Source organism: Rugosimonospora africana (genome assembly GCF_016862975.1).
Classification (GTDB): domain Bacteria; phylum Actinomycetota; class Actinomycetes; order Mycobacteriales; family Micromonosporaceae; genus Rugosimonospora; species Rugosimonospora africana.
Genome location: NZ_BONZ01000086.1, coordinates 59,201 through 79,779 on the forward strand (window position 1 = coordinate 59,201; position 20,579 = coordinate 79,779).

Here is a 20,579-nt window from a genome sequence, read left to right on the forward strand (position 1 = left end):
CGGGGTATGACCCGCCGTCACCCGCGGGCGGACGCCGGCCGATACCATGCCGCCATGAGCGAACCCGCGCCGCGCCCACTGCTCTTCCTGGACGTCGACGGAACGCTCCTGCCGTGCGGCGGAGCACCGCGTCCGTCGACCCTCGAACAGTGGGACCAGTGGCAGGACTTCTCCAATCCACAGCTGGCCAAGCTGGTGCCCGGGCACGGTCCGCGATTGCTGGCTCTGCCCTGCGATCTGGTGTGGGCCACCGCGTGGATGCACGACGCCAACGAGGTGATCGCCCCGCTGCTCGGCCTCCCGGAGTTGCCGGTGGCCGACCTGCCGGACGCGCCGGAGGAGGACGAGGTCGGCGCGGTGCACTGGAAGACGCCGATCCTGGTCGAGACCGCGGCGGGCCGACCCTTCGTCTGGGTCGACGACGAGATCAGCGACCTCGACCGGGCGTGGGTCGCGGCCCATCACCGGGGACAGGCTCTGCTCTACCGCGTCGACACGGCGGTCGGCCTCACCGACGCCGACTTCGCCGCACTCGACGACTGGCTTCACGACCTTCCGGCGGGCCGTGACGCAGGGGTTCGCGGCGAGGACTTCGACGCGACGGGCGCCGGCCGCCTCGGGGAAGCATGATGACCGCGGCGATCGGCATCATCGGCGGTTTCGCGCTGGGCGTGGGGATCGCGGTGATGGCGGTACGCTGGCCCTTCCCCAGGCATTGGGTGTGGCAGGTGCCGACCGGCCTGGTTGTGCTCGCCGCGATGACGATCTGGGCCTGGAACGCCGGCCGTAACGGCTTTCCGGCGACGTTCGGGCCGTTCATCCTCGCCTCGTCAGCCTTGTCAGCCCACGCGAGGCGCCATCGCAACCCACCTCCGGCCTGACGCCGGAGCGGGACGGGTGAGGCTGCGTGGACCATCCCCGGACTGGCCGGACAGTGAACGTGACTGTCCCGCGACGACGGCCTGGAGCTACAAGTATACCAGCGGTATACTTCCGGGCATGAGTGACACGACGATCAAGGTGCCGGCCGGGGTGCGCGACAGGTTGGCAGTGCTGGCGCGGGAACGGTCGACGACCATCCGGGATCTGGTCGAGGCGCTGGCGAACGCGGAGCCGACGGCCGCGGAGCGCGCTGCTCAGCTGGAGGAAAACCTTGCGGTCTTGCGGGAGGGCTTCGGGGTCGAGTTGTCCGATGGTGACCTCGACGCTGGGCGGGCGTTCTGGCAGTCGGTCGCTGACAGGCCCGGCGCCGGGAAATGACGGCGGTAGTCCTGGACTACACGGCGCTGCTCGCGATTCGCGGGAACCAGAGCGTCTCGCGGGCCATCGCTACGGCACCGCAGACGGATGGGCGGTTCGTCGTGCCGGCATTGAGTCTGCTCGGAGCCGCGGCAGATGATCCACCGATTGCCGACCATGTCGGGTCGCTGCACCGAGTGGACATCGTGGACCTCGGTCTGGCGGCCGTCGGTTTCACCGCGAGGCTGATCGCGGACGGAGTCGACTGGCGGTTCGCGCATGCGATCGAGGTTGCGCGCGTTGGCCCATTGCGGCCGCAAGGTCTGCTGGTGATGACGAGCGACCCAGGCGTCTACGGCCCGTTCGGGATCGAGACGTTCACCATCTGAGGGAGCGGCGGACAGGGACGGCCATCCGCGCCGGTCACCGCCGCCGGCTCACTCATCTGGGGAGCGCGGCCCGGATGACGGCGGTGTCCGACGGTCGGCTCTTCATCCCGAGTGGACGGTCACGGTCTGAAAGGTGAGCTGTACCTTCGGGTGGCCGCCGCCGACCTGCCCGTACGCGCCGTCGTCGCCGCCGCGCGCCACCGTCGTCAGGATGTCCAGGCCCTCGGTGACCGTGCCGAACCGTTCGTAGCTGTCCTCCAGTCGGCTGGCGCGGTACACCATGAAGAACTGGCTGCCGTTCGTGTCGGGACCCTGGTTGGCCATCGCCACGACACCGGGCGCGTACGTCGTCTCCGGCGGCGGCGCCACCGACGGCATCACGACGTACGGGTCGTCGGACGCGTCGGGCGAGACGAGCCGGTACGACATCAGCGGCGCCGATGGGAGCATGACCGGCGCGCTGCGCTTCTCGTCGGGGAACTGGTACATGGGACCGCCGGTGCTGGAGCCGGTCGGATCACCGCACTGGAGCAGGCCGATGTTCGGCACGTCCAGCAGCCGGTGGCACGAACTGTGATCGAAGAAGTGTTTGCCGGCCAGGTAGACGAAATTGGCGACCGCGCACGGCGTAATGCGCGGATCCATGGAGATCCGGATGACACCGAGATTCGTCGTGATTGTCATGACCGCGGTGCCGGCGGCCGGCACGGCGGTCGGGGGCGTACCGACGTCCGTCAGGTCGGCGTCCGGGTTGTGGTAAGGCACCCACTCGCAGGACGCGAGGGATGGTGTCGCCGCATCGGACGGGAGCAACCGGGCGGCGTGCGCGGCCGGTGCCGGGGTGTGCCGGGTGCGCTCGATCGCCCACACTCCCGCGCCGGCGAGGATGAGGATCGCCGCGGCCAGCCCGACGAGACGCAGCGCGAAGCCCCGGGCCCGACCGCTGCCGAGGGTGTCGCGTCCGGACTCGCCGGACGGGTCACCGGCTCCGGCGTCCGAGGATTCGGGAACCATGGCGCCAGGTTAGGTGCGGTGCGCGAGACCCGGGATCCGCTGCCGGTACCGAAAAGCCTGGCGCCACGTACGAAGGAACGGGACGCCGCGGTCGTCCGGCTTCCGGCTACGACGGCGCACCGCTTTCCGCGGGTTCGCCCGACCGGTCGGCGACCTGGCCCTGCTGCCCGTGGAGGCGGCCGATCAGGATGACGTTCTGGGTCGCAAGGGTCAGGCCGAACATGAGCAGGACGCTGGCCGTCGTGACGAGCGCGGTCGCGCCCAGCTGCGCGCCGGCGGCGGCGAGGCCGGCCCGCAGGGCGATCGACAGGAACCACAAGGCGACGGTCAGCGGCCCGTAGCGGTACCAGATCCTGCCGCCGTTGGGGTAGAGCAGCACGGTGAATCCGCGGACGCCGCCCAGCCCGAGCGAGATCAGCACGTCGACGGCGAGCACCACCGCGTCGATCGTGTGCAGCCTCGTCATGGACAGTTGCGGGACGGTGGAGCCCAGACCGAGGGCGACGAGAATCAGCGGGAGAGTCAGGACCCTGCCGGGGCTCAGCTCGCGGCCACGGATCCGGGTGAGCAGAACCAGCAACAGGATGGCGACGGTGAGCACCGCCGGCAGGGTGCTCGCCGGACCGCTGGTCGGCGTGGCGGCCAGGACGGCTCCGGTGGGGTCGGGTTCCACTGCTTTCCAGCCTCTCGTGAACGCGCTGACGCGACGTCACGACTATATCGGAAAGTGTAATAGACGCGCGAGGGCGGCGACTACCAGACCAGCGGAACGAGGCGTTTGCGGGCGGCGGCGTAGCCGCGGTAGCGGTCGCCGAGCGTGGCCAGCAACGCGGTCTCCTCGACGCGCGTACGCCAGAGCACCAGGGCCAGGGTCAGCGCCGCCAGTACGGACAGGCCGACCCAGTTGGCGGAGACCAGCCCGGCGCCGACGCAGACCATCAGCATCCCGGCATGACCCGGGTGGCGCAGCAGCCGGTACGGGCCGGCCGCGATGACCGGCTGATCCGGCGCGACCCTGACAGTGAAGCTGCAGTACCAGCCGCCCAGCGTCCGGATCGCCAGCTCGCGCAGTCCGGTACCGGCGAGGATCAGCGCGATGCCGGCGCCCACGCTCAGCGTCCGCGGCCGGATGTCGGCCGCCGGTACCGTCACCGGCGCCAGGTTCACCGCGACCGTCCCGGCCACGAAACACAGGCCGGACAGCCACCAGAAGGCGCGGTGGTACAGCCGGGGATCGTCGCGCCGGAGCCGGGACCGCCAGCCACGCGCGAACTCCGTGCCCTCGGTCAGCAGCCAACCGAGCTGGACCAGCAGGACGAGCACCCCGAGCGGGTGGGCTCGGGTGTACGTCCGGACCGGGCCGTCCGGGGCGAACCGACCGATGCCCGCCGCGAGTATGCCGCCGACCACCACGACCGCGCCGACGCGCAACAGGACGGCTCGGCGGGCCACGACTTTCGACCACGCGACGGCCGCCCCGGCGACCAGGTTCACCCCGGTGCGTACCCGCGTGGTCTCACCGGCGGCAACCAGGTCGTCGATCAGCTGGCTCAGCTCCGCGCCGTACCGATCCCGCCAGGCGCGCGGGTACAGCCGCAGCAGCCAGCCGATCACGACGCTGCCGTGGCGATGCGCCGCAGCCCGACCTCGGCGATCCGCGCCGCCTCGGTCAGCCGCTGCCGCAGGTGTTCGCGGCCGGCTTCGGTGATCTGGTACGGCCGTCGGCGCTCCTGCGTGCCCAGCGCCTCCACCATGCCGGCCTCTTCCAGCTTGGCCAGCGCGCCGTAGAGCGTTCCCGCGCCGAGCCTGACCCCGGCGAAGCCCTCGATGTCCTTGATCAGCGCGTAGCCGTGTTTCGGCGACCCGGCCAGGCTGGTCAGGACCAGGATGCTGCGGTCGGACGATCCACGGATGGATTCGCTCGTCATCGCGTACGCCTTTCCGAAGTCGCCGACGCTCGTTCGGAAAGTGTAATAGCAGCGCCTCAGGCGAGCGCCATGACGAGACGGACCAGGGTGCCGGTGGCACCGCTGCGCAGCTGCACCTCGTCGCACAGCTGGTTGGCCAGCCACAGGCCCCGGCCGTGAGTGGCCTCCGGCTCCGGCAGGTCGACCGCGATGTCCGTCGGGATGCCGGGTCCGGTGTCGTTGACCTCGATCACGACCTGGTCGGCCTCGATCTGGATGGTGACGCCGGCCTCGCCGCCACCGTGCTGGATCGCGTTGGTGGCGATCTCGTTGACCGCCAGTGTGAGCCGCGCCACCCGGTCGGGCTCCAGTCCGGCGAGACCCGTGATCCGGGTGATCAGCTGGCGTACCCGGTCGAGATCAGTTGCGGTCAGTCGTTGCATCGTTACGAACGGTGGCTCCTGCCAGTTCGCGCTCCCCGATGCCACCTGAATCTGACCTCCTCCCGCCCATAGCCTCAACCCGATAGTGGTGGTCGCGCAACTCGTGCGGGGCACCGGGGTGCCGATGCGGGCGATCCTCCTAGAATGATCCCCGACCACTGTTTCGCGGAGGCGACCGGAAGGGCCGCCCAGTCGTGACCCGAGGAGGCGGGATGAGCATGTCCGTCTCGGCGCACCGCTCCGACGACGCATTCCGGCTCCGGGTCGCCGGGGAGATCGACCTGGGCAACGTGGACGCGTTGCAGGCGGAGGTTGCCGCGGCGCTGGAGGCGGACGACACCAGGGCCGTGATCGTCGACCTGGCCGACGTGAGCTTCCTCGACTCCAGCGGGATCAGCGCGCTGCTGAAGGGCCGCCGGCTGGCCGACGGCAAGGGCAAGGGCTTCCGGGTGGAGGCTGCCCGGGGCATGGTCCGCGAGGTGCTGACGATCACCGGAGTGTGGCAGCACCTGTCCGGGGAATGAGCACGATCGCCCGGCCCCGGCACGCCCGCCGCCGATCGCCGGTCAGTCGCCTCCCGAACGCAAGCGGTTAGCATGCACTCGTGACAGCGGACGTGGGCACCTCGGGCAACGACGAGCGGCTGCGCCGGCTCGAATCGGTGACCGACGCCGGCCTGTCCCAGCTGAATGTCGAGGATCTGCTGGTCGAGCTGCTGGAGCGGCTGCGGGAGCTGCTGTCCGTCGACACCGCCGCGATCCTGCTGCTGGATCCGTCCAGACGGTATCTTATCGCCACCGCCGCCCGGGGCATCGAGGAGGAGGTCCACCAGGGCGTGCGGCTTCCGGTGGGCCAGGGCTTCGCCGGGCAGGTCGCTGCGCTCGGGCGCCCGGTGATCCTGGAGCGCGTCGGCCCGACCAACGTCATCAACCCGCTGCTGCTGGACAAGGGGATCGTGTCGCTGCTCGGGGTACCGATGATCGCCTCCGACGGTGTCATCGGCGTCCTGCACGTCGGCACGCTGAGCCCGCGCCGGTTCACCGAGGACGACGTCGACCTGTTGCAGCGCGTTGCCGACCGGGCGAGCCTGGCCGTCCAGGCCAGGACGGCCAGCATCGACCGGTCCGCCACCGTCGCCCTGCAGCGCAGCCTGCTGCCGGCCGAGCTGCCCGCCGTCGACGGCCTGGACGTCGCGGCCCGGTACGTGCCGGGCGCCCGGGTCGGCATCGGCGGCGACTGGTACGACCTGTTCGCGTTGCCGTCCGGCTATGTCGGCATCGTCATCGGCGACGTGGTCGGCAATGGCCTGCGCGCCGCGGTGGTGATGGGGCGCATCCGCAGCGCGCTGCGCGCCTACGCGCTGGAGTCCGACGACCCGGCCGACGTGCTGAGCCGGCTCGACCGCAAGATACAGCTCTTCGAGCCCGATGCCGTCGCCACCGTGATCTACGCGGTGATCGAACCGACGCGGCAGCGGATGATCGTGTCGATCGCCGGCCACCCGCCACCCGTCCTCGCCGCCCCGGGCACCGCCGCCCGGCTGCTCGACGCGCCCGCCGATCTGCCGGTGGGCGCCTACCCCGACGCGCCCCGCCGGACCGTCGAGGTGCCGCTTGCCGCCGGAACCGTGGCCTTCTTCTACACCGATGGGCTCGTGGAGCGCCGGGACCGCCCGCTGCACGCGGGCATCGACAAGCTGCTCGACGTGGTGACGCCGGCGCCCGCCGAGGGCGTGTGCGCCGCCGCGATGGCCACGCTGATCCGCGACCAGCCGACGAGTGACGATGTCGCGGTCCTCGCCGTCCGGGTGGGCCAGCCGAAGACGGCCTCCTGACTCGTCACCGGGCGGGGCCGGCCGCGTTCCTCACATCGGGCGGGGCCGGCCGCGTTCCTCACATCGGGCGGGGCCGGCCGCGTTCCTCACACCGGGCGGGGCCGGCCCGCGGTGACATCGGCAGGCCGGCCCTGACCCCCCGTGTCACTCGTTGCGCGCGGTCTCCGGACCGGTGATCCGCCGCAGCAGCGGCAGCGTCGAGGCGACGATCCCGACGGAGGCGGCGAGCCCGACCAGCACGATGACGTAGTACTCCACGCCGGGCGCCAGCAACGTGTAGCCCAGCTGCGCGCGCAGGAACAGGTGCGCGGCAAGGAAACCGGCACCGGTGGCCACGACCGCCACGACCAGCAGCGGTACCGCGGTCTCCAGGGCGATGACCCGGCGCAGCATGGCCAGTGGCACACCGGACAGCCGCAGCAGGCTGAATGGGCGCTTGCGGTCGGACAGGCCACCGGCCACGCTCACCGCGAGACTGCACCCGGCGATCGGCAGGCTGGTCAAGATGACCACGTTCGCCAGCTGCTGCCAGCCGACCAGGTCGCGGGAGAAGTCGGCGTCGAAGTCGGCCTCGGTGGCCGGTATCCGGTTGCCCGGGTACGCGTTCTCCAGGATGGTGCGCGCGGCCTCGATCGTCGCCGGGGATCCGTCGGTGTCCACGTTGATGGACATGACCGGAAGCTGGGCGAGGCGGTCGGGGGACACGTCCGCCGTCGGCAAGTACCTCTGCGTCGTGACCGGTGACACGGTCTGCCCCGGCACCGGGGATGCGTCGAACGTGGGCCGCAGGTCCTGGTTCACCGCCGCGACGCTCGCGCCGGGTTCGCAGCGGCCGAAGGCGTGGCTCGCCGACAGTTCGGCGCAGGAGACCAGGCCCGGCTCCCACAGCATCGCGTCCACGCTGGTTGGTCCTGGGATCGACTGCATCGGCGGCGGGTTGTCCGGATTCAGCCGAACCACCGCGACCGCGCGGACGCCGGGGACCGAGCGCAGGGCGGCCGGTACCGGGTCGGGCGTCGGCGGCACCGACGTGAGCATCTGCCCCGAGTCGGTGTGCCCGCTGGTGAAGTTGTCGACGAGGGTGGTGACCGCCGTACCGGTGGTCGGGGTGCCGCGGTGGGCCACGATCGTGGTGATGACCCCGACGGCCACGCTCGTGACGAACAGGGCGAGCATGAGGCCGCTGATGGCGCGGAAGCCGGCCTTCGGGTCGTCGGACAGCCGGCGCGCGGCGATCAGCGTGGCGGGCCGCTTGGCGCGCCGGGCCACCACCCGGGTGCCGACCATCGTCAGCCACGGCCCGGCGATGACCAGTCCGGCCATGACGACGAGGAACCCGGGCAGGAACACCTCGACCTGGGCCAGCGAGTTGCCCCTGGGCGGGCCGACGGCCAGCACGTAGGCGAGTTCGCCGAATCCGGCCAGCAGCGGGATCAGCCGGTACACGCGGGGTGGTTTCGGGGTGACCCGCCGGGTCACCCCGAGCGGGGAGATGCGTACCCGGCGCAGCGCCAGCCGGGCCGCGAGGGCCGCCGCCACCGGTACGCCCACCGCGACGCCCAGGATGTCGAGGACGCCGAGCGACAGGTCGCTGGGGAAGAACGGCGCCCCGGTGAACGGGAAGGCCGCCAGCGGGTCGCGGAACAGGTAGAAGAGCGCGAAACCGAGAGCCACACCGGCGGTGGCGGCCACCGTCGACTCGACGACCGAGATGGTCGAGATCTGCCGGGGCGTCGCGCCGACCAGGCGCATCGCGGCGAACCGCTGTTCCCGGCGGGCCGCCGACAGCCGGGTCGCGGTGCCGATGAACATGAGCACCGGGAACAGCAGGGCGCCGGCCACCACGGACAGGACGAGGTCCATTCCGCTGGCGTTGACGCCGATCACGCACCGGATGCAGTCGCTGGGCGACACGTCCGGGATGCTGGTGATCCTCATGGCGCCGGACACGTGGGCGAGCTGGTCCGGCCGGTCGCCGATGATGATGATCAGTGAGTTGGGCGCGGGCAGCGCCGCGTCGCCGATGGTACCGATCTGGTGTCCGGGGAACCGGTCGGCGAGCTGGCCGGCCGGGGTGGTGCGCATCAGCTTGCTCAGCTCCGGCGAGGCGTAGTACTCGCCCGGCCCGGGCAGGCGCGGGATGCCCGGTGGGACCGGCGAGGTCGGCCCGGTCGGGGCCACCTCGATGCGGCCGAGCAACTGCCGGTGGAAGTAGTCCCCGTTGGCCGACCACCACAGCGGATCCGCGGACGTCGCGGGGGCCGCACCGGTCGAGGCGGCGGCGCCGGCGTTGAGCCACGCGTACCGGAAGTTCTGCGTGTTGACCGCGTTGATGCCGGCCAGGACCACGAGCAGCATGCCGGCGCCCAGAGCCACGGCGGCGGTGATGATGACCAGGCGGGCGATCGCCTCCCGTCCGCCGGTGACGGCGAGCCGCAGTCCGAGCCGGATCACGACGCCACCGGATCCGGCGCCAGCGCACTGGCCTTGCCGTCGCGGACGACGACCTCACGCTCGGCGTACGCGGCCACCCGGGGATCGTGGGTGACCAGGATGACCGTGGTGCCCTCCTGCCGCGCGGCGTCGATGAGCAGCTCCATGACCTGTTCGCCGGTGAACGAGTCGAGCGACCCGGTCGGCTCGTCGGCGAACAGCACCTCGGGGCGGGACACCACGGCACGGGCCAGCGCGACCCGCTGTGCCTGCCCGCCGGACAGCTCCCCGGACCGGCGGCTCTCCAGCCCCGCCAGGTCGAGCCGCTCGAACCACTCCCGGGCGGCCTTGAGCGCCGCGGCCCGCTTGGTGCCGGCCAGCAGCAGCGGCAGCGCGACGTTCTCCTCGGCGGTCAGCTCGGGCACGAGCTGGCCGAACTGGAAGACGAACCCGAAGCGGTCGCGGCGAAGCGTGCTGCGTCCGGTCTCGCCGAGGGTGTCCACCCGCTGCCCGTCGAACCAGATCTCGCCCGAGTCGGGCGTGAGGATGCCGGCCAGGCAGTGCAGCAGCGTGGACTTGCCGGATCCGCTCGGGCCCATCACGGCCACGATCTCGCCGGCGTTCACCGTCAGGCTCGCACCGCGCAGCGCGGGCGTCTGGCCGAACGACAGGACGGCGTCGCGCGCCTCGACCAGCGGGCGCGACGGCGTGCCGGGGTCGGGCGCGTTCATGAGCGCACCTCCCGGGCCAGGGCGTCGAGTCGGGTGGCGGTCATGTCGATCCAGCGCAGGTCGGCTTCGAGGTGGAACAGGGCGTGGTCGGCCAGCAGCGCGTCGATCGTGGCGCCGGTGCGCCGCAGTTCGGTCAGTTCGCGCATCCGCCGCATGTGCGCGGCCCGCTGCAGGTCGAGGTAGGTGGCGGCCGGGCGGTCCAGCATCAGCGCCAGCACCACCTTCGTGAACAGCACCGTCTGCAGGTGGGGCTCCGGCTCGAGCGGTTCGGTCAGCCAGGTCGCCACCTCGGTCGCGCCGTGGTCGGTGATCACGTAGCGCTTGCGCTCCGGACCCTCGCCCGGCGCGACTTCGCTGATCACCACCTTGCCGTCCCGGGCCAGCCGGCCGAGGGTGGCGTAGACCTGCCCGAACGGCAGCGGCTTGCCGCGTGCGAAGAAGGCGTCGTAGTCGCGCTTGAGGTCGTACCCGTGGCTGGGCTCGCGCTCAAGCAGACCGAGGAGGGTCAGCGGAACACTCATGCCGGCGAGCATACGCCACGGGTATACACCGAGTACATACACCCGGCGAATACGGCGCGTCCTGGTCCGGAGACGGCAACGGCCGTGACCACGGGAGTGGCCACGGCCGGTACCGGAGGGGAGAGGTCAGCCGCGCCCGGGCAGCCCCTGCGCGATGCGGTAGTAGGCGCTGTTCCAGCGCACCCGGTCGGTGAACGAGCGGGTGGTCGTGTCGGCGTCGATGAGCAGCAGTTCGGTGTGCGCCATGTCGGCGAAGTCGGCCAGCGTCTCGGCCGACACCGCGCGGGTGAGTACCGTGTGGTGCGGCCCGCCGGCGATCAGCCAGGACTCCGCCGACGTGGACAGCGACGGGGCCGGCTTCCACACCGCCCGCGCGACCGGCAGGTTGGGCAGGTCCTCGTCCGGGGGTACCACCTCGATGGCGTTGGCGACCAACCGGAACCGGTCGCCGAGGTCGGCCAGGCCGATGACCACACCCGGTCCCGAGTTGGCGTTGAACACCAGCCGCACCGGGTCCTCGCGGCCACCGATGCCCAGCGGGTGGATCTCGCAGCTCGGCCGGCCGTCCGCGATCGACGGGCACACCTCCAGCATGTGCGCGCCGAGGATCTTCGGCTCGCCGGGCGCGAAGTGGTACGTGTAGTCCTCCATGAACGAGGTGCCGCCGGGCAGCCCGTCGCCCATCGCCTTCACGGCGGCCAGCAGCGCCGAGGTCTTCCAGTCGCCCTCGGCACCGAACCCGTACCCGTCGGCCATCAACCGCTGCACCGCGATGCCCGGAAGCTGCCGCAGGCCGCCCAGGTCCTCGAAGTTGGTGGTGAAGGCGCCGTACCCGCCGGCCTCCAGGAACTGGCGCAGCCCGGCCTCGATGCGCGCCGCGTAACGCAGCGACTCGTGCCGCTCGCCGTCCTTGGCCAGCTCCGGCGCCAGGGTGTACGCATCGGCGTACTGCTCGACGAGCGCGTCCACGGCCGCGTCCGGCGCGGCGTCCACGACGGCGACCAGGTCGTTGACGCCGTGGGTGTTGACCGACACGCCGAAGCGCAGCTCGGCCTCGACCTTGTCGCCCTCGGTCACCGCGACGTCGCGCATGTTGTCGCCGAACCGCGCCATCCGCAGACCGTCGAGGTGTGCCCGGCCGATCGCGGCCCGGGCCCACGCGTCGATGCGCGCGGCCACCGCCGGATCGGACACGTGCCCGGCCACCGTCTTGCGGACCGCGCCGATGCGGGTCTGCACGTACCCGAACTCGCGGTCGCCGTGCGCGGCCTGGTTGAGGTTCATGAAGTCCATGTCGATCGTGCCCCACGGCAGGGCCGCGTTGACCTGGGTGTGCAGGTGCAGCAGGGGCTTGCGCAGCGAGTCCAGGCCGGTGATCCACATCTTCGCCGGCGAGAACGTGTGCATCCACGCGATGACGCCGACACAGCCGGGGTCGTTGTTGGCCTCCCGCATCACCGCGCGCACGCCGGCGGAGTCGGTCAGCACCGGCTTCCAGACCAGCTCCACGCTCAGCGCCGCCGAGTCCTGCAACGCGCGCTGGATCTGCTGCGACTGGTCGGCGACCTGTCGCAGGACATCGGGACCGTAGAGGTGCTGGCTGCCGGTCAGAAACCAGAGTTGGGGCTTGTCGCCGGGTGCCATACGCGGTTCTCCTGTTAGGCGGCGGGTTGGGTTTGGCCGTACACGTTCTGGTAGCGCGCGTAGAGCGCGTCGATGTGCTGCCCTTCGATCGGTACCGGCGCGCCCAACTGCCGCGCGATGTGCACGGTGCGGGCGACGTCCTCACACATGACGGCCGCCTTGACCGCGTCCCGTGCGGTGCGGCCGATGGTGAACACCCCGTGGTTGCGCATCAGCACCGCGGGGGAGCGGTGCCCGGCCAGGGTGTCCACGATGCCCCGGCCGATGGAGTCGTCGCCGATCAGCGCGAACGGGCCGATCGGTATCTCGCCGCCGAACTCGTCGGCCATCGCGGTCAACACACAGGGCACCGGCTCGGCGCGGGCCGCCCACGCGGTCGCGTACGTCGAGTGCGTGTGCACCACGCCGCCGACGTGCGGCAGGTGCCGGTACACGTAGGCGTGCGCCGCGGTGTCCGACGAGGGCTTGAAGTCGCCGTCGACCAGCTTCCCGTCCAGGTCGGTGACGACCATGCTGGCCGCGGACAGCTCGTCGTAGCCGACCCCGGACGGCTTGATGACCAGCAGGTCGGCGTCGGGTACCCGCGCCGAGACGTTGCCGGCTGTCCACGCGACCAGGCCGTTGCGGGGCAGTTCGGCGTGCAGGTCGGCGACGTACTGGCGGATCCGCGCGACCTGGGTGGTGACGTCCTGGGTGATGGTCATAGTGGCGCTCCCGTCCGGGCGATGCGGCGCAGCCGGTGCATCACGTCGTTGGCGCCGCGGCCGAAGTAGTCGTGCAGCGTGGTGTATTCGGCGAACAGCGCGTCGTAGACCGCCGCCGCGGCCTCGTCCGGCTGGTACACCGCCGGCTTCGCGCGCCCCATCCGGGCGGCGGCCGCCGGCACGTCGACGTAGAGGCCGGCGGCGACCGCGGCGTGGATCGCCGACCCGAGCGCCGGCCCCTGCTCGGAGTCGATGACCGACAGCGGCATGCGGGTCACGTCGCTGTAGATCTGCATGATCATGGGGTTCTTGACCAGGCCACCGGCGACGATCAGCTCGGTGATCGGCACGTCCGCCGCGCGGAACGTCTCGATGATGGTACGGGTGCCGAACGCGGTCGCCTCGACCAGCGCCCGGTACACGTCCTCGGGGCGGGTGGCCAGCGTCTCGCCGACCAGCACGCCGGACAGCTCGTGGTCGACGAGCACCGACCGGTTGCCCGACTGCCAGTCCAGCGCGATCAGGCCGTGCTGCCCGGGGCGCTGAGCGCTGGCCAGGCCGGTCAGGTACTCGTGCACCGACACCCCGGCCGCCGCCGCGGCATCGGAGTACTCCGCGGGTACGAAGCGCTCGACGAAGTGCCCGAAGATGTCGCCGACACCGCTCTGCCCGGCCTCGTACCCCCACTTGCCGGCGACGATGCCGCCGTCGACGACGCCGCACATCCCGGGTACCGGCAGCGGCGCGTCGCCGTTGACGACGTGGCAGGTCGACGTGCCGGTGATGGCGACCAGTTGGCCCGGCCGCAACGCGTTGCACGCCGCCGCGGTCACGTGCGCGTCCACGTTGCCGACCGCCACCGCGATGCCCTCCGGCAGCCCGGTCCACGCCGCCGCCCGCGCGCTCAACCGGCCCGCCGCGTCGCCGAGTCGGCCGATCGGCGCCTCCAGCTTGGCCGTGACGAAGTCGGCGAAGCCCGGGTGTAGCGCGCCGAGGAACTTCGGGCTCGGGTACGCGCCGTCCTGCAGGATGCCCTTGTAGCCCGCGGAGCAGGCGTTGCGCACGTACTCGCCGGTCAGCTGCCAGATGATCCAGTCCGCCGCCTCGACCCAGCGCTCCACCCGCGCGTACGTGTCAGGGTCCTCCTCCAGCAACTGCAGCGCCTTGGCGAACTCCCACTCCGAGGAGATCAGCCCGCCGTAGCGGTCGATCCACGGCTCGCCCCGCTCGTGCGCGAGCCGGTTGATCCGGTCGGCCTGGCCCTGGGCGGCGTGATGTTTCCACAGCTTGACGTAGGCGTGCGGGGTCCCGGCCAGCCCGTCGACCTCGTTGAGCGGGGTGCCGTCGCTGAGCGTGGGAACCATCGTGCACGCGGTGAAGTCGGTGCCGACGCCGACCACGTCGGCCGGGTCGACGCCGGCGGCCGCGATCGCCTCCGGCACCGCGTGGCGCAGCACGTCGACGTAGTCGGACGGGACCTGCAGCGCCCAGTCCGGGGGCAGTTTCGTGCCGTCGGGCAGCGCCGTGGTCAGTACGCCGTGCCGGTACTCGTGCACGGCGTGCCCGAGTTCGGTGCCGTCGCTGGCGCGTACCACGACGGCGCGCCCGGACAGGGTGCCGAAGTCGATACCGACCACGACAGGGACAGCCTCAGCCACCGTCATCTCCTCGTAGGTCTCCGCGACGACCGGCCCGGCTCGCCGGGGCCCGGGCGTAGTCTCACGACACGCTCCCGCACGCCGTCGATTGTTATCGCTAACATGGATGGAGTCAATGGGTGCACAGATCTTGCCTGATGGTGCGGGGGTTACCGTGCGGAATCGACTCTCGGCATCGAAACCCGTTGTTACATGGGCTTTTCTGGTACGGGTACGAGTCGGGTCACCGTACGACAGCGGACCTCGTCGCCGTGGTCCGCCGAGAGCGGCGCTGAGCCAGATTTAGTTTTGTAGGACGCTAACAACCGCCTCCGTCGATGATTTGAGTCTCCCTGGACACCGAAGCCGACGCTAGCCCGGCGGCGGTCCGACACTGCGGCGGACCACCAGCCGGGGCGGGATGATCCGGCGCTGCCCGCGCTGCTTCTCCGAGTAGATCTGCGCCAGCAGCAGGTCGAGGCTCGCCGCCGCGGCGGCGTCGAAGTCGGGGCGCACGGTGGTCAGCGGCGGTATGTAGAAGGCCGACTCCGGCACGTCGTCGAACCCGACCACGCTGACATCCTCGGGCACCCGCCGGCCGCGTTCGTGCAGCGCGAGCATGATGCCCAGCGCCAGGTGGTCGTTGGCGGCGAAGACCGCGGTCACGTCGGTCATCCGGGCGAGCACCTGCCCGGCGCGGTAGCCCGACGCGGCAGACCAGTCCGCCGGCATCAGTGGCGGAGCCTCCACACCAGCCTCGGCCAGCGCCCGCCGCCAGCCGGCGATCCGGTCGCGGCTGTCGAACCAGTCCTCCGGCCCGGACACGTGCCATACCGTGCGGTGCCCGGCCTCCAGCAGGTGACGGGTGGCCGCGTGGCTGCCGGCCTCCTGGTCGACCGTGACCAGTTCGGTGGTCCGCCGCCGGTCCCCGTCGATGGTCACCAGCGGGACGTCGTCGGGCACGTTGTCCAGGGCCGCGTTGGCGGACTCGACCGGGGCGATGACCACCAGCCCGGCCACTCGCTGGTCGAGGTGCCGGCCGATGGCCTCGGTGATGGGCTTCTTGTCCAGGTCGCGCACGCTCTCGACGCTGACCGTGTACCCGTGCGCCACCGCCGCCTGTTGCAGCGCGGTGAGCGTGGCGGCCGGACCGTACAGCGTGGAACTCTGCGTCACCACGCCGATGACCTGCGACCGGCCGGTGGCCAGCGCCCGGGCGGCCCGGTTGGGCCGGTAGCCCAGTTCGGTGATGGCCGCGTGCACCCGCAGCCGGGTCTGCGTGGTGACGTTCGGGTGGCCGTTGAGCACCCGGGACACCGTCTGGTGGGACACGCCGGCAAGCCTCGCCACGTCGGTCATCGCCGGCTCGCGGGGGCTTCTGGGCATCGGTCCTCGCTCGGTGCGGGCTGCTGGGCCGGATGGCGACACCCGGGTCGCACGCTGGCTGCCCGGATCGTTCAGTGTAGCCGTCCGCGAGATCATCCGGTGTGCCGCGGGATCGGCCTCGCCCGGCCCGGGGCGGCCGCTGTCCGTGCTCCGTCCACCGCCCGCGGGATCGCGTCGCGGACCGAGTCGGTGATCGCCATACCGGCGGAGAAAAGGGACGCACGCCGTAGCAGTCCGGCGAGGAATTCGCCGGTGTTGTTCAGGAACAGAACAGCGAGTGGTACTCGGAGGTCTTTTTCCAGGTCCGTTTCCAGGTCCGTTTCCAGACCCGTGTCGCGATTTCCTTCGCCGAATGAACCCCTCCTTTCTGCGCCACGACGTGGCCGGCCGAAAACGAAGGACCGAGACCGGTGAAGCCACGCCCCGTCCACCGGTGCCCGGCTGTTCTAGCAGGTCAGTGCCGGTTTCTTTCGCTAGGTGGCCAGAATTCAGGGAACGCAGGCGAACCCGGGGTCTTTGGCGGAGCACGATTCTCGGGGTTGTCGCCGCGAGCGATGCTCCCGTATATTCTCCGCTCGCCGAAGAATCAATGGGTGAGGGGCGCAGCAGTGGGTATTTTCGGTAAGAAGGACGATTCCGGTAAGGGTGGCGTCGAGGCGCTGGAGACCTACAAGGTGATCTACAAGGGCGGTCTCGCTGCCCTACCCAAAGCGAAGTCCGGAGAGATCCGCTTCCTGCTGACGCGGGAGGCGTTCGAACTCCAACCGACGATCGGTAGCAAGTCGTACTGGCAACCGCTCACCATTCCGTATGCCGATGTCGCGGACGTGAAGATCGTCGCTCGACAGATGAGCACACTCGAGGCCGTGCTTGGCGGCCCTGACGCTCGGCGGCTCAACGACTCGAACAACATCCATATCGAGTACCTCGACGAGAGCAACCCGACGACTCTGCGTCTGGAGATGCTCACCGGGATCACCGTCCCGAACCAGGCCGCGAAGTGCAGGGAGTTCGAGGACCGGTTGCGTACCCTGCGGATCCGCGACCAGTTCCGGGCGGCTCCGGCGGGGCCACCGGCGGCCGGTGGGGCCGACGTGCCGAGCCAGATCGCCGGCCTGGCGCAGCTGCGCGACCAGGGCATCATCAGTGACGCCGAGTTCGAGACCAAAAAGGCTGACCTGCTCAGCCGCATGTAGGTCCCGGTTCCCGATCCGAATTGCGGCGGGCGTGTCGGTGGCGGGCGTGTCGGTGGCGGGCGCTGAGGCGCTCGCCTGGCCTGCGGATCTTCGAGGTCGCCGGTGTCGTCGCCCGCGAGACTATCCGGAGTGCCGCAGGACCACCATCAGGACCGTGGGCGGATTGTCCACGGTGCCCGCCAGGGCGACCTCCCGCATCAGGTTGTCGGTGGCCGCGTCGCCCAGTTCGGGGCGCAACCGCTGCTCGTGCTCTGTCCACAGTGCATAGAGCCGCCGCCAGTACTCGTCGTAGTCCGGGTACACCAGCGACTGCTCGACGTCCAGGCCGGCCGATGCCGCCATCGTGGGCCAGTCGTCGGCACCGGCCGGGCGCTGCCGTACCGTGACGACCGCCCGGCCGGCGGGTGCCAGGATCCGGCGTACCTCGCGCAGCGCGGCGACCCGGTCCTTGGCGAACTGCAGGGCATCCATGCTCAGCACGCCGTCGGCGTACCCGTCGGGCAGCCCGGTACCGTCGAACGTCCCCAGCCGGAATTCGGCCCGCCCGGGGGCCACGAACCGCGCGGCCCGGATGGCGGCCAGGTCGACCGCGACCGGGCTGAAGTCGATCCCGACGAGGCGGGCGGACAGTGCACGCGTCAGCCAGAGGCCGGGACCGCCGCGACCGCAGCCGAGGTCGACGAGCCGCCCGTCCGGGCGCAGCCGTAGTGCGGCGACGGCGTTGCCGAGCAGCCACCAACTGCACGCGCTGAACGGTTCGACCTCGGCCGGGTACTGGTCGCCCATGGCCTGCGCCCACAGCTCGCGCATGAGCGGGCTCGCGTGCAGGCCGGCGTGCGCGTTGTCGTAGTCGGCGGCCGTGACGCCCACCTTCTGCGTCTTGGCCTCGGCCTGCGTTGGCCCCATGTCTGTCATCGACGTGCGACCGATGACCGTCAGAGTGGGTCCAGCCGGCGCTTGAGAAGGCAGAACTCATTACCTTCGGGGTCGGTCAGGACATGCCACGGCTCCTGCCCCGTCTGGCCGATCTCGGCCGGGCGCGCGCCGAGCTTCAGCAGGCGTTCGAGCTCGGCGTCCTGATCGCGGTCGGTGGCGTTGACGTCGATGTGCAGCCGGGACTTCCCCGTCTCCGGCTCGTCCCGGCGACTGAGGATGATCGTCGGCTGCGGACCGCCGAACCCCTCGCGCGGCCCGATCTCCAACGAGCCGTCATCCTCGCGATCGAGCACGACGAAGTCCAGGACCTTGCACCAGAATCGCGCCAGCACCTCGGGGTCGCGGCAACCGAGTACGAGCTCACTGATACGACATGCCATGAACGGGACCTGCTCTCAGCCGAGGAACCGCCGGGGAGGCCACAGGCGAACCTGACGGGCTCCCAGCGGTGAAAACAATCCCGAGATCGTACCGGACGAGGCGATGTGCGGGCGAAATGGCTTCGGAGCCCTATTCTGGCTCAGTGGTGCCGTCTGAGGACTGCTCCGCAGGGGCCGGGGTGAGGATTTCCATGAGGTGCCCGTTCGGGTCGCGGAAATATGTGCCGCGGTTGCCTTTCTTGCCGGTGTAGGTCTGGCTCACTTCGCGGCAGGCGGGGTCAGCGTAGTAGGCGATGCCGGCCTGCTGGATGCGGGCGAAGTCGGCCTCGAATTCCTCGTCGCTGACCAGGAACGCGTAATGGTGCTCGTCGACCTTGTCGTAGGCGTCGAAGTCGAGGGTGACTCCGTTCGCCAGTGTGACGGGCGTGAAATGCGCGGTGGGTGGACCGACCTCAAGCCCGAGAATGTCGGCGAGAAACTGTGCGGAAGCCTTCGGGTCGTGCGCGGGGACGATGGTGTGGTTCAGTTCGGTAGCCATTGCCTGGCTCCTTTCGATACAGGGCGTCATGGGATCGGGTGATGGCATCCGCACGTCAGCTCTCTCTCCCGGCTGTCTGCGTCTGGGTCGCCCGCTCCCGCCCGGTGGATCGTGGCCGTGGCGCGGGGACGAGGAGGTAGACGAGCACGGCCATGGCTGCGAGGAGGCCGGTGGCCCAGGCGGTCGCGGTCGCGTACCCGTGGACGAAAGCCGCTCGCCGCAGGGTCGGGGTGGCGGGGTGGCTGGCGAGGTAGGTGGCGGTGGCGGTGACTGCGATGGTGTTCAGGATGGCTGTACCGATGGAGCTGCCGACCTGGGTGGCGGCGTTTATGACGGCGGAGGCTACGCCCGCGTCTTGTTGGGTGACGCCGTTGATCGCGAGCTGGAACGCCGGCGGGAACAGTGCTCCCATGCCGATCCCGACCAGGATCTGGGCGGGCAGGATGGTCGCGAGATACCCGCTGTGCGGCGTCAGCCGGGTCATGAGTGCCAGCCCGCCGGCGGCGACCAGCAGCCCACCGGCGAGCAGGATCCGCGCCGGGAGACGCGGCAGCAGCCGGTTGCCCAGCTGGTAGCCGCTCAGCGCGTTCGCCAGCGTCATCGGCAGCACGGCCAGTCCGGCGCGGACCGGCGAGTAGTGCAGCACCACCTGCAGGTGGTACGTCAGCATGAGGAACATGCCGAATGCCCCGACGACCGCGGTTGCAGGGGCGAGGTAGGCGCCGGCGCGCGTGCGGTCGGCGAGGATGCGCAGCGGAAGCAGAGGGTTGGGGATTCGCGCCTGCCGCAGGGCGAACACGGCCATGATGGCGGCCCCGCCGATCAGCGCGCCGAGCACGAGCGGCTGCGCCCAGCCACCCGCGGCTGCCTGGCTGCACCCGAACACCAGGGCCGCGAGCCCGCCGGTGGCCAGCACGGCCGAGGTGGCGTCGAGGCCGACGGAGCCGAATCGCGGCGGATCGGGCAGGACGAATCGGCCGACGGTCAGCACCACGCCAGCGATCCCCACGTTCACGAACAGGCACCAGCGCCAGTCGAGGTAGTCGGTGAGGACGCCGCCGAGCAGCAACCCGGTCGCGGCTCCACTGCTGGCCACCACCCCGTAGATGGCGAACGCCCGGCTCCGCTCCCGTTGTTCGGTGAAGGTGAGGGCGAGCAGCGACAACGCGGTCGGCGCGATCAGCGCGGCGAACGCCCCCTGCACGGCGCGTCCGGCAGCAAGGACCGGCAGCGTGGGCGCCAGCCCGGCGGACAGCGAGGCGAGCCCGAACCCGCCGAGTCCGATCTGGAAGGACCGGCGCCGGCCGATGGCGTCTGCCATCCGCCCGCCGAACAGGAGCAGGCCGGCGAAGCACACGGTGTAGGCGGTCACTACCCATTGCCGCTGCGCGTCGCCGAACCCCAGCGCGCGCTGGGCGGAGGGCAGCGCGATGTTCACGATCGTGGCGTCCAGCGCGGTCATGAGTTGGGCGGTGGCGATCACGCCGAGCGCGAGCCACCGGCGCTGCGGCTCACGCGGCCCGCGCGGCCGGGTCTCCGCGCTCGCCTGTACGTCAGTCATCGCATTCGCCTCCATAACCGAAGGGGTGCCCTCCGCTACGGTAAAACGAAGGGATCCCCTCCGTCTAGTGGTAGGCTGGGGCGGAA

The 20,579-nt window shown here is 70.9% G+C and carries 23 protein-coding genes; 7 read left to right on the forward strand and 16 right to left on the reverse strand.

The annotated features are described in order from the left end of the window. Positions 1-54 precede the first annotated feature (54 nt). The 4 genes from Raf01_RS40055 (at position 55) to Raf01_RS40070 (ending at position 1,628) form a co-directional block, all read left to right on the forward strand. Entirely contained in the window at positions 55-630 is a 576-nt protein-coding gene (locus Raf01_RS40055; RefSeq protein ID WP_203923345.1) for an HAD domain-containing protein, read from the forward strand. Further along, on the forward strand, positions 630-881 hold the full coding sequence (locus Raf01_RS40060; protein WP_203923346.1) for a hypothetical protein: 252 nt from the start codon (positions 630-632) through the stop codon (positions 879-881). The genes Raf01_RS40055 and Raf01_RS40060 overlap by 1 nt, the downstream gene beginning before the upstream one ends. A 118-nt stretch (positions 882-999) precedes the next feature. Then, a complete protein-coding gene (locus Raf01_RS40065; RefSeq protein WP_203923347.1) occupies positions 1,000-1,260 on the forward strand; it encodes a hypothetical protein in 261 nt (86 codons plus the stop codon). Between the two features lie 176 nt (positions 1,261-1,436). Beyond that, a complete protein-coding gene (locus tag Raf01_RS40070) occupies positions 1,437-1,628 on the forward strand; it encodes a hypothetical protein (protein WP_203923348.1) in 192 nt (63 codons plus the stop codon). A gap of 102 nt (positions 1,629-1,730) precedes the next feature. Here Raf01_RS40070 and Raf01_RS40075 read toward each other — a convergent pair whose 3' ends face one another. The 5 genes from Raf01_RS40075 to Raf01_RS40095 form a co-directional block, all read right to left on the reverse strand. Beyond that, positions 1,731-2,642, reverse strand: coding sequence for a peptidylprolyl isomerase (locus Raf01_RS40075; protein WP_203923349.1), 912 nt, complete (start codon positions 2,640-2,642; stop codon positions 1,731-1,733). Positions 2,643-2,748: 106 nt separating this feature from the next. Then, positions 2,749-3,315, reverse strand: a complete 567-nt coding sequence (locus tag Raf01_RS40080) for a hypothetical protein (protein WP_203923350.1) — start codon at positions 3,313-3,315, stop codon at positions 2,749-2,751. Between the two features lie 80 nt (positions 3,316-3,395). Next, positions 3,396-4,256 carry a methyltransferase family protein gene (locus tag Raf01_RS40085; RefSeq protein WP_203923351.1) on the reverse strand — a complete coding sequence of 287 codons (861 nt, stop codon included), beginning with the start codon at positions 4,254-4,256 and terminating at the stop codon, positions 3,396-3,398. Continuing rightward, positions 4,253-4,570, reverse strand: a complete 318-nt coding sequence (locus Raf01_RS40090; protein WP_203923352.1) for a PadR family transcriptional regulator — start codon at positions 4,568-4,570, stop codon at positions 4,253-4,255. The genes Raf01_RS40085 and Raf01_RS40090 overlap by 4 nt, the downstream gene beginning before the upstream one ends. Positions 4,571-4,626: 56 nt before the next feature. After that, on the reverse strand, positions 4,627-4,992 hold the full coding sequence (locus Raf01_RS40095) for an ATP-binding protein (RefSeq protein ID WP_203923353.1): 366 nt from the start codon (positions 4,990-4,992) through the stop codon (positions 4,627-4,629). Positions 4,993-5,204: 212 nt separating this feature from the next. Here Raf01_RS40095 and Raf01_RS40100 point away from each other — a divergent pair, with 212 nt between their 5' ends. Next, positions 5,205-5,516 carry an STAS domain-containing protein gene (locus Raf01_RS40100; protein ID WP_203923354.1) on the forward strand — a complete coding sequence of 104 codons (312 nt, stop codon included), beginning with the start codon at positions 5,205-5,207 and terminating at the stop codon, positions 5,514-5,516. Positions 5,517-5,596: 80 nt separating this feature from the next. After that, positions 5,597-6,826: a PP2C family protein-serine/threonine phosphatase gene (locus tag Raf01_RS40105; protein WP_239134332.1), complete on the forward strand. Its 1,230-nt coding sequence runs from the start codon at positions 5,597-5,599 to the stop codon at positions 6,824-6,826. Positions 6,827-6,970: 144 nt separating this feature from the next. Here Raf01_RS40105 and Raf01_RS40110 read toward each other — a convergent pair whose 3' ends face one another. The 7 genes from Raf01_RS40110 to Raf01_RS40140 all read right to left on the reverse strand — a co-directional run bounded on the left by Raf01_RS40110 (position 6,971) and on the right by Raf01_RS40140 (position 15,855). Further along, the gene (locus Raf01_RS40110) at positions 6,971-9,280 is read right to left on the reverse strand and encodes an FtsX-like permease family protein (RefSeq protein ID WP_203923355.1); all 2,310 of its coding nucleotides are present in this window, start codon (positions 9,278-9,280) and stop codon (positions 6,971-6,973) included. Continuing rightward, positions 9,277-9,990 (reverse strand): ABC transporter ATP-binding protein, encoded by a 714-nt coding sequence (locus Raf01_RS40115; protein WP_203923356.1) that lies wholly within the window; start codon positions 9,988-9,990, stop codon positions 9,277-9,279. Before Raf01_RS40115 ends, Raf01_RS40110 begins: the two co-directional genes overlap by 4 nt. Continuing rightward, a complete protein-coding gene (locus tag Raf01_RS40120) occupies positions 9,987-10,511 on the reverse strand; it encodes a PadR family transcriptional regulator (RefSeq protein WP_203923357.1) in 525 nt (174 codons plus the stop codon). Before Raf01_RS40120 ends, Raf01_RS40115 begins: the two co-directional genes overlap by 4 nt. Before the next feature lie 126 nt (positions 10,512-10,637). Next, positions 10,638-12,155 carry an L-arabinose isomerase gene (gene araA, locus Raf01_RS40125; RefSeq protein ID WP_203923358.1) on the reverse strand — a complete coding sequence of 506 codons (1,518 nt, stop codon included), beginning with the start codon at positions 12,153-12,155 and terminating at the stop codon, positions 10,638-10,640. 14 nt (positions 12,156-12,169) lie between these two features. Further along, a complete protein-coding gene (locus tag Raf01_RS40130) occupies positions 12,170-12,859 on the reverse strand; it encodes an L-ribulose-5-phosphate 4-epimerase (protein ID WP_203923359.1) in 690 nt (229 codons plus the stop codon). Next, on the reverse strand, positions 12,856-14,523 hold the full coding sequence (araB, locus tag Raf01_RS40135; protein WP_203923360.1) for a ribulokinase: 1,668 nt from the start codon (positions 14,521-14,523) through the stop codon (positions 12,856-12,858). Before araB ends, Raf01_RS40130 begins: the two co-directional genes overlap by 4 nt. Before the next feature lie 345 nt (positions 14,524-14,868). After that, positions 14,869-15,855 (reverse strand): LacI family DNA-binding transcriptional regulator, encoded by a 987-nt coding sequence (locus tag Raf01_RS40140; protein ID WP_203923379.1) that lies wholly within the window; start codon positions 15,853-15,855, stop codon positions 14,869-14,871. A 620-nt stretch (positions 15,856-16,475) separates the two neighbouring features. On the opposite strand from Raf01_RS40140, the gene Raf01_RS40145 reads away from it, so the two are divergent. Beyond that, complete coding sequence (locus Raf01_RS40145; protein WP_203923361.1) at positions 16,476-17,078, forward strand: SHOCT domain-containing protein; 603 nt, start codon at positions 16,476-16,478, stop codon at positions 17,076-17,078. A gap of 120 nt (positions 17,079-17,198) precedes the next feature. Here the strand turns inward: Raf01_RS40145 and Raf01_RS40150 are convergent, their stop codons facing one another. The 4 genes from Raf01_RS40150 to Raf01_RS40165 all read right to left on the reverse strand — a co-directional run bounded on the left by Raf01_RS40150 (position 17,199) and on the right by Raf01_RS40165 (position 20,493). Continuing rightward, complete coding sequence (locus Raf01_RS40150) at positions 17,199-17,984, reverse strand: class I SAM-dependent methyltransferase (protein ID WP_203923362.1); 786 nt, start codon at positions 17,982-17,984, stop codon at positions 17,199-17,201. Positions 17,985-18,013: 29 nt separating this feature from the next. Beyond that, positions 18,014-18,394: a VOC family protein gene (locus tag Raf01_RS40155; RefSeq protein ID WP_203923363.1), complete on the reverse strand. Its 381-nt coding sequence runs from the start codon at positions 18,392-18,394 to the stop codon at positions 18,014-18,016. A gap of 130 nt (positions 18,395-18,524) precedes the next feature. Further along, positions 18,525-18,932: a VOC family protein gene (locus Raf01_RS40160; RefSeq protein WP_203923364.1), complete on the reverse strand. Its 408-nt coding sequence runs from the start codon at positions 18,930-18,932 to the stop codon at positions 18,525-18,527. A gap of 55 nt (positions 18,933-18,987) precedes the next feature. Beyond that, entirely contained in the window at positions 18,988-20,493 is a 1,506-nt protein-coding gene (locus tag Raf01_RS40165) for an MFS transporter (RefSeq protein ID WP_203923365.1), read from the reverse strand. Positions 20,494-20,579: the final 86 nt, after the last annotated feature.